2 protein-coding genes are annotated in these 1,463 nt (G+C 64.0%); both read left to right on the top strand.

Annotated elements, in window-relative coordinates:
• Nucleotides 1–1,167, top strand: a 1,167-nt coding sequence (locus AC1DZP_RS36155) for an AMP-binding protein (protein ID WP_477309131.1), incomplete at its 5' end; no start/stop codon positions are given.
• Nucleotides 1,168–1,230: 63 nt separating this feature from the next.
• The coding region (locus tag AC1DZP_RS36150; RefSeq protein WP_477309129.1) for an alcohol dehydrogenase catalytic domain-containing protein at nucleotides 1,231–1,463 on the top strand (233 nt) is incomplete at its 3' end.

Here is a 1,463-nt window from a genome sequence, read left to right as displayed (position 1 = left end):
ATCGCGGACGAGCCGGACGAGTTTGCCTGGCCGGTTTTCGACGAGAACACGGCTTGTGGCCTTTGCTATACGTCCGGGACCACCGGCGACCCCAAGGGCGTGCTCTACAGCCACCGCTCCACCGTGCTGCATGCCATGGCGATCAGCTTGCCGGACGTGCTGGGCCTTTCAGCCATGGATGCCGTGGTGCCGGTTGTGCCGATGTTCCACGTCAATGCCTGGGGCCTGCCCTTCGCGGCCCCGATGGTCGGCGCCAAGCTCGTGATGGCGGGACCAAACCTCGATGCCGCCAGCCTGCATGGACTGTTCGAAAGCGAGAGCGTGACGTTCACCGCCGGTGTGCCCACCGTTTGGCTCGGCCTGCTCGACTGGATGGACGTCAATGGCCAGAAGTTCTCAACGTTGAAGCGCGTCGCCATCGGCGGCTCCGCTTCGCCCCCGATCATGATCAGCCGCTTCCAGGGGATGGGCGTCATGGTGCGCCATGCTTGGGGCATGACGGAAACAAGCCCCGTCGGCCTTGCCGCGACGCTGCTGCCCAAGCATCAACGCCTGTCGGAAAAGCAGAAACTCACACTGGAGTCCAAGCAGGGACGGCCGCTGTTCGGGGTGGAGTTCCGCATCGAGGGCAGCGACGGCAAGCCGGTGGCGCGTGACGGAAAAGGCTTCGGCGCCATGCTTGTGCGCGGCCCCTGGGTCGCGGCCGGCTACTACGACATGGAACAGAGCCCAGCTCATACGGTGGAGGGCTGGTTCGACACCGGCGACGTCGTGACCATGGACGAGGACGGTTTTGTTCAGATTGTCGACCGCACCAAGGACGTTGTGAAATCCGGCGGCGAATGGATCAGCTCGATCGAATTGGAAAACATCGCTCAGGCCCATCCCGCGATCAGGGAAGCGGCCGTAGTCGCGACGCCCGATGCCCGCTGGGGCGAGCGCCCGGTCCTGGTCGTCGTCGTCAAGCCCGGCCAGACGTTCACCCGCAACGACATGCTGGATGGCTATGCCGGCAAAATCTCCAAATGGAGTATTCCCGACGACGTCATCGTCGTCGACCAACTGCCTCATACCGCAACGGGCAAGCTGCTCAAGACCGCCATTCGCCAAATCGTGTCCGACGAATACGCCAGGCGTTTGCCCGACGACGCGGCACTGGTGGACTGACTTCCAAGACGTATAGCCCCTGCCCGTCCAGCGCCTCCGGAAAGCCGCCAGAAGGACCTTGATATGAAAGCTGTCGTCTTCGAACAGTTCGGCCAGGCGCCGACGATCCAGACCGTCGCCGATCCGAAGCCGACGCCCGAAGGTGTCGTCATCAAGGTCGAGGCGACGGGCCTTTGCCGCAGCGACTGGCATGGCTGGATGGGCCATGATGACGGCATCACACTGCCGCATGTGCCGGGCCATGAACTGGCCGGCATCGTCGTCGCCGCCGGCAACCAGGTCACCCGGTGGAAGGC

Source organism: Mesorhizobium sp. P2_F8 (assembly GCF_056403655.1).
This window is presented reverse-complemented; position numbering and strand designations above follow the sequence as displayed.